The 5,899-nt window shown below is 71.9% G+C and carries 6 protein-coding genes; 3 read left to right on the top strand and 3 right to left on the bottom strand.

All coding sequences use genetic code 11. The features are described 5' to 3' along the window. Positions 1-99: 99 nt before the first annotated feature. Positions 100-1,101, bottom strand: coding sequence for a methionine synthase (locus E1294_RS50680; protein ID WP_132520119.1), 1,002 nt, complete (start codon positions 1,099-1,101; stop codon positions 100-102). A gap of 24 nt (positions 1,102-1,125) precedes the next feature. Here E1294_RS50680 and E1294_RS50675 point away from each other — a divergent pair, with 24 nt between their 5' ends. Further along, positions 1,126-1,758, top strand: a complete 633-nt coding sequence (locus tag E1294_RS50675) for an MBL fold metallo-hydrolase (protein WP_132520116.1) — start codon at positions 1,126-1,128, stop codon at positions 1,756-1,758. Here E1294_RS50675 and mnmA read toward each other — a convergent pair. Then, positions 1,751-2,809, bottom strand: coding sequence for a tRNA 2-thiouridine(34) synthase MnmA (gene mnmA / locus E1294_RS50670; protein ID WP_181958681.1), 1,059 nt, complete (start codon positions 2,807-2,809; stop codon positions 1,751-1,753). The genes E1294_RS50675 and mnmA overlap by 8 nt on opposite strands. Positions 2,810-2,888: 79 nt before the next feature. Here mnmA and E1294_RS50665 point away from each other — a divergent pair, with 79 nt between their 5' ends. Continuing rightward, a complete protein-coding gene (locus E1294_RS50665; protein ID WP_132520113.1) occupies positions 2,889-3,941 on the top strand; it encodes a DUF695 domain-containing protein in 1,053 nt (350 codons plus the stop codon). A 91-nt stretch (positions 3,942-4,032) separates the two neighbouring features. Here E1294_RS50665 and E1294_RS50660 read toward each other — a convergent pair whose 3' ends face one another. Beyond that, positions 4,033-5,247 carry a cysteine desulfurase family protein gene (locus tag E1294_RS50660; protein ID WP_181958682.1) on the bottom strand — a complete coding sequence of 405 codons (1,215 nt, stop codon included), beginning with the start codon at positions 5,245-5,247 and terminating at the stop codon, positions 4,033-4,035. Positions 5,248-5,346: 99 nt separating this feature from the next. On the opposite strand from E1294_RS50660, the gene E1294_RS50655 reads away from it, so the two are divergent. Next, positions 5,347-5,859, top strand: coding sequence for a TetR/AcrR family transcriptional regulator (locus E1294_RS50655; RefSeq protein WP_132520110.1), 513 nt, complete (start codon positions 5,347-5,349; stop codon positions 5,857-5,859). The last annotated feature ends 40 nt before the right edge of the window (positions 5,860-5,899 follow it).

Genomic DNA, 5,899 nt, shown 5'->3' with positions numbered 1-5,899 from the left:
GCGCGGGACAGGGCGGGGGCGGCGATCGAGGCGGGCGCGATCACGAGAGTGGCCTGCGGCCGTCGTGCGGAGAGCGGAGAAGCGTGACCGGCAGGCTGGTCAGCCGGCTTGCAGCCCGCTTGCGGGATCGTCCCTGAGCACTTGGGCGGCTTTCGCGCAGGCGGCCAGCGCGGCCCTGGCGTACCTCGGCGTCGCCCCGGCCAGCCCGCACGCCGGCGTCAGCACGATCTGCGCCGCCAGCCTGTCAGGCGCGAACCCCAGCCGCCGCCACAACTCCACCGCGGGTTGGGCGACCACCCCCGGGTCGGGCAGCCGGGTCTCCCTGCCCGGCACCACGCCCATGAACAGCGCCATCCCGGCCTCGAAGAGCTCGCCCAGGGCGTCGTCGTCCCTGCGCCGCAGCAGGGCGGCGTCGACGGAGACCCCCCGCACCCCCGCCGACCGCAGCAGGCCGAAGGGCACCGAGGGCGCGCAGCAGTGCACCACGGGAGCGTCGAAGAGCCGCAGCGACTCCTCCACCTGCCATCCCTCCACCGCGGCCAACCGCCCGAACCCCGAGGCGGTCGGCACCGTGCCGGCCAGCACCCGCGGCAGCCCCGGCTCGTCGAGCTGCAACACGATCCCCGTCACCCCGGGCAGTCGCCGCCGCACCTCAGCGCAGTGGTCGGCGACCCCCTGCGCCAGCGACGCCGTCAGATCGCGTACGGCCCCCGCGTCGGAGAGCATCTTGTCGCCGTGCTTCAGCTCGATCGCGCCGGCCAGCGTCCAGGGCCCGCACACCTGTAGCTTGAGCGGCCCCGAGTAGTCGTGCGCGATCTCCTCCAGCCCGTCGATGTCGCGGCGCATATGGTCGAGGGACCGTTGGTGGTCGCGCCCCGGCCGGTCGCTCAGGCGCCAGCCGGACGGCTGCACCTCGACCGGCAGGTCGACGAGCAACCCCGCCGTGCGCCCGACCATGTCGGCGCCGACGCCTCGGGCGGGCAGCTCGGGCAGGTAAGGCAGCCCGGGCACCTCGCCGAACACGACTCTTATCGCCTCAAGATGGTCCTCGCCGGGATGCGAGCCGATCCCGGTGGCTTGCCCCATGGGCACATTAGACATGGGCACAAGCGTAGGCTCTGCCGCATGAAGCTCAGGAAACACGAGCACGCGTGCGTCCGCGTGGAGAAGAACGGCAAGGTCCTGGTCATCGACCCGGGCACGTTCAGCGAGGGCCCCATTCTGGACGGTGCGGACGCCGTTCTCATCACCCACGAGCACTTCGACCACGTCGACGTCGCCAAGCTGAAGGCGGCCTCGCCCGACCTGGAGATCTGGACGTGCGAGGCCGTCGCCGCCGAGCTGGCGGACGTGCCCGCCAAGGTGCAGGTCGTACGCCATGGCGACGACTTCGAGGCGGCCGGTTTCGGGGTGAAGGTGTTCGGCGAGTGGCACGCGAAGAACCACCCTGACGTGCCCATCGTGCAGAACGTCGGCTTCCTGCTGGACGACGAGCTCTTCTATCCCGGCGACGCCCTGACCGTGCCCGGGGTGGAGGTGCCGACGCTGCTGGTGCCGACCAACGCGCCCTGGTTGAAGCTCATGGAGATGGTCGGCTATCTCCGTGAGGTGCGCCCGGGGCGGGCGTTCTCCACCCATGACGGCCTGCTCAACGACATCGGCCTCACGCTGGTGGACAACTGGCTGAAGCTGGAGTCGGACAAACAGGGCGCCGAAATGCGCCGCATGAAGGTCGGCGAGTCGGTCACCCTCAGCTAGCGGAGACGATCGTCGCCGAGCCGATCACGGTGGCGCCGGAGTAGAGGACGGCGGCCTGCCCGGCCGCCACCCCCGTGGCCGGGCGGTCGAGGTCGATGCGGAGCCCGCCGCCGGCCTCCTCGAACCGGCAGCCGTAGACCTCCCCGTGGGCGCGCAGCTGCACGGTCAGGTCGTCGGAGCGGGACGGCCCGTTCCAGACCGGCGCGCCGCAGGCGATCGCGGTGACCTCGAGCGCCGCACGCGGCCCCACCGTGACGGTGTTGGAGACCGGCTCGATCGACAGGACGTAGCGTGGCCTGCCGTCGGGGGCCGGGCGGTCCATGCGCAGGCCCTTGCGCTGGCCGACCGTGAAGCCATGGGCGCCCTGGTGGCTGCCGACGACGGCGCCGCTCTGGTCGACGATGGGCCCCTCCGCCGCGCCGAGCCGCTTGGACAGGAAGCCGCGGGTGTCGCCGTCGGCGATGAAGCAGATGTCGTGGCTGTCAGGCTTGTCGGCGACCGTCAGCCCGCGCCGCGCGGCCTCCTCGCGCACCTCGGCCTTGGTCGAGTCGCCCAAGGGGAAGATGGCGTGGCCGAGCTGCTCGCGGGTGAGCACCCCGAGCACGTAGGACTGGTCTTTGCCCTGATCGGCGCTCCTGGACAGGACACCGTCGACCAGCCTGGCGTGGTGGCCGGTGGCGACCGCGTCGAAGCCCAGGGCCAGCGCCCGGTCGAGCACCGCGGAGAACTTGATCTTCTCGTTGCAGCGCAGGCACGGGTTGGGTGTGCGGCCCGCGGCGTATTCGGACACGAAGTCCTCGATCACGTCGCGTTGGAACCGCTCGGCCATGTCCCAGATGTAGAAGGGGATGCCGATCACGTCGGCGGCACGCCGCGCGTCGCGAGAGTCCTCGATCGTGCAGCAGCCCCGGGCACCCGTGCGGTGGGATTGGGGGTTGGCGGAAAGAGCGAGGTGGACACCAGTGACGTCGTGACCGGCCTCGGCGATCCGAGCGGCGGCCACGGCGGAGTCGACGCCGCCCGACATGGCGGCAAGCACACGCAGTCCCATGACCTTCTCAGCGTACTGTCCGTACGGGAGTGCGCGGCCATGTGCGCGATCGGAGCCGGGGTCTGCGAGGATTCAGCGCATGCGACTGTTCGGGCGCAAGGACGAAGAGGAAGAGGCCGGCGGGCAGGACGAGGCCATCGCCGGATTCTGGACGTGGTGGCAGGAGAGCAGGCCGCGGCTCGACTCGCTGGTGGCCGAGGGCGAGGCCACGGGGTTGGAGGAATGGCTGGCCCCGGCGGTCGCCGCCATCCATCCCGAGCTGGTCTGGGAGGTGGCGCCAGGTAAGGAGGCAGCGCACGCCCTCGTGGTGACCGCGGCGGGCGACGCCGAGCTGCGCCCGCTCGCCCATCGCTGGGCGAGGGCCGCGCCCGCCGCTGATCTGCTGTGGGAGTTTCATCCGTCGCGGCAGGCCAATCCGCAGGCGGCGGAGCTCGCCATCGAGGTGGGCGGTTACGCGTTCGCGCTCGACAAGCTGATGCTCGGGCTGCGGGTCCCGCGCAACCAGCCGAGGGTCGACGTGTCCGCCTATCACCCGATCTTCGCCGAGCTCGACGAGGAGACCAGGATGGAGGCCACGCTGCTGGCCCTCGACTGGCTGCTCGGGGAGGACGACGTCGCCAGGTGGGTGGGGGAGATCACGCCGGCCACGTTCCAGCCGATCGACGCCGTGGCCGCCGTGCACCTGCCGGCCGTGGTCGCCGACGTGGCCTCCGGCTACGCGGAGGAGGAGTGGGTGCTGCTCCAGGGCCAGACCGCGACCGGCGCGCCGCTGGTCGCCACGGTCCGCCACCCGCTGCGCCCTGTCGACCATCCGCTCTGCGACCAGCACATCGCGATCACGCTGCCCTATGCGCATCGCGACGAGAACGGCCTGCCGGTCGACGGCTCTCTGGAGGCGCTGCGCGACTTCGAGGAGCGCCTGGTGGCCCGCCTGCTCAAGCTGGGTGACGACGCGGTGCTGGCCGCCCACCTGAGCACGGAGGGGCACCGGATCATCCACGTCTACGCCGACCCGACCGGCGACGCCGCGATCCACGCCAAGGAGCTGATCGTGAGCTGGGAGGAGGGCGAGCCCCGCGTCGACGTGGCCGCCGACCCCGGCTGGACCGCCGCAGCGCCCTTCCTCACCTGATCCCGACCCGGGTTGGACCGCCGCAGCGCGGTTCCTCACCGGGCCCCTGGACCGCCGCGCCGCCGTTTCTCACCTGACGCCGGGTGGCCGGTCAGCCGAGGCCGGCGCGGCGGGCGCGTTCGACCGCGGCGGGCAGCACTTCGATCAGGCGGTCGACGTCGTCGCGGATCGAGGTGTGCCCCAGGGTGAACCTGAGCGAGCCGCGCGCCGCCGCCGCGTCGGCCCCCATCGCCAGCAGCACGTGCGACGGCTGGGCGACGCCGGCCGAGCAGGCCGAGCCGGTCGAGCACTCCACACCCTTGGCGTCGAGCAGCATGAGCAGTGCGTCGCCCTCGCAGCCGGGGAAGGAGAAATGGGCGTTGCCCGGCAGCCGCCCCGGTGAAGCCGGGGGGATTTCTCGCTGTTCGTCCTGGGCAGAAGGGGCCGCTCGCCGTTCGTCCTGGGGGGTATGCGCGGGGGGTGTCTCGCGCAGGTCGGGATCGCCGTTGAGCACGACGTCGGGGACGGCGGCGCGTACGCGCTCGATCAGCTCGTCGCGCAGCGACGCCAGGCGGCGCCCCAGAGCCTCCTGCTCCTTCACGGCGGCGCTGACGGCGGCGGCGAGCCCCGCGATGGCGGGGGCGTCGAGCGTGCCGGAGCGCACGTCGCGCTCCTGCCCCCCGCCGTGCTGCACGGAGACCGGCGTCAGCCCTCTGGCCAGCAGCAGCGCGCCGACGCCCATCGGGCCGCCGATCTTGTGGCCGGTCAGCGTGAGAGCGTCGACGCCCGATTCGGCGAACGACACGGGCAGCTGCCCCACCGCCTGGACGGCGTCGGTGTGGAACGGGATGCCGTGCTCGCGGGCGATGGCGGCCAGCGCGTGCACCGGCTGGACGGTGCCGACCTCGTTGTTGGCCCACATGACGCTGACCATGGCCACGCCGCCGGGGTCGCGTTGGATGGCGGCACGCAGGGTCTCGGGATGGACGCGGCCCTGCGCGTCGGCCTCCAGCAGCTCGATCTCCGCGCCCTGGCTGTCGGCCAGCCACTGGGCCGGGTCGAGCGCGGCGTGGTGCTCCACGGAGCTGATCAGCACGCGCTTCCGGGGGCGGCGCGCCCAGTAGAAGCCCTTGATGGCGAGGTTGTCGGCCTCGGTGCCGCCCGAGGTGAACACGACCTCGCTGGGGCGCGCCCCCAGCGCGTCGGCGATCGTCTCGCGTGACTCCTCGACCACCCTGCGCATCCGGCGCCCGGCGCCGTGCAGCGAGGAAGCGTTTCCGACCTGTTGGAGTTGAACCGTCATGGCCTCGATCGCTTCGGGCAGCATCGGGGTGGTGGCTGCATGATCAAGATAGGCCGACGGTCTGGTCACAGGTTCAGGGTATCTCGTTTGCAACTGTACCGTCCGGACGGTACAGTCAGGGGCATGCGAAAGGACGAGCTTTTGGACGCGGCGGAGGAGCTCCTCTGCGACCAGGGTTCGACCGCGCTCACCCTGGCCGCGGTGGCGGACCGGGCGGGCGTCAGCAAGGGTGGCCTGCTCTATCACTACGCCTCCAAAGAAGCCCTGATCAAGGGCATGGTGGAGCGCCTGATCGACGACTTCGACGAGCTCATGGCCGCCCAGCCCGACACGACCTACACCGGGCGCTATCTGGGCGCGACCCTGGCCGCCGTACGGTCAGGCAGGTTGCGACGATGGGCGGTCGTCACGGGAGCGTCAGGCAACCTCTTCCTGCTCGCGCCGCTGCGCGAGGCGATGACCCGATGGCATCGCGAGGAGCTGAGCGAGGAGCCCGACCCGGTGGCGGCCCAGATCGTGCGACTGGCGTGTGAGGGGCTCTGGGACGTGGCGAGCCACGATCCGGAGCTCAACACGGAAGACGATCTCCAGGCTCTGGAGGGCCGCCTCAGGGCGCTGCTCAAACCTCCCGCCTGAACCGCCCTCGGCCCGCCCGGGATCCCGGGCGGGCCGAGGG

This window comes from Nonomuraea diastatica, assembly GCF_004349015.1.
Classification (GTDB): domain Bacteria; phylum Actinomycetota; class Actinomycetes; order Streptosporangiales; family Streptosporangiaceae; genus Nonomuraea; species Nonomuraea diastatica.
The sequence above is the reverse complement of the archived record's forward strand: the minus strand, read 5'-3'. Positions and strand labels throughout refer to the sequence as shown.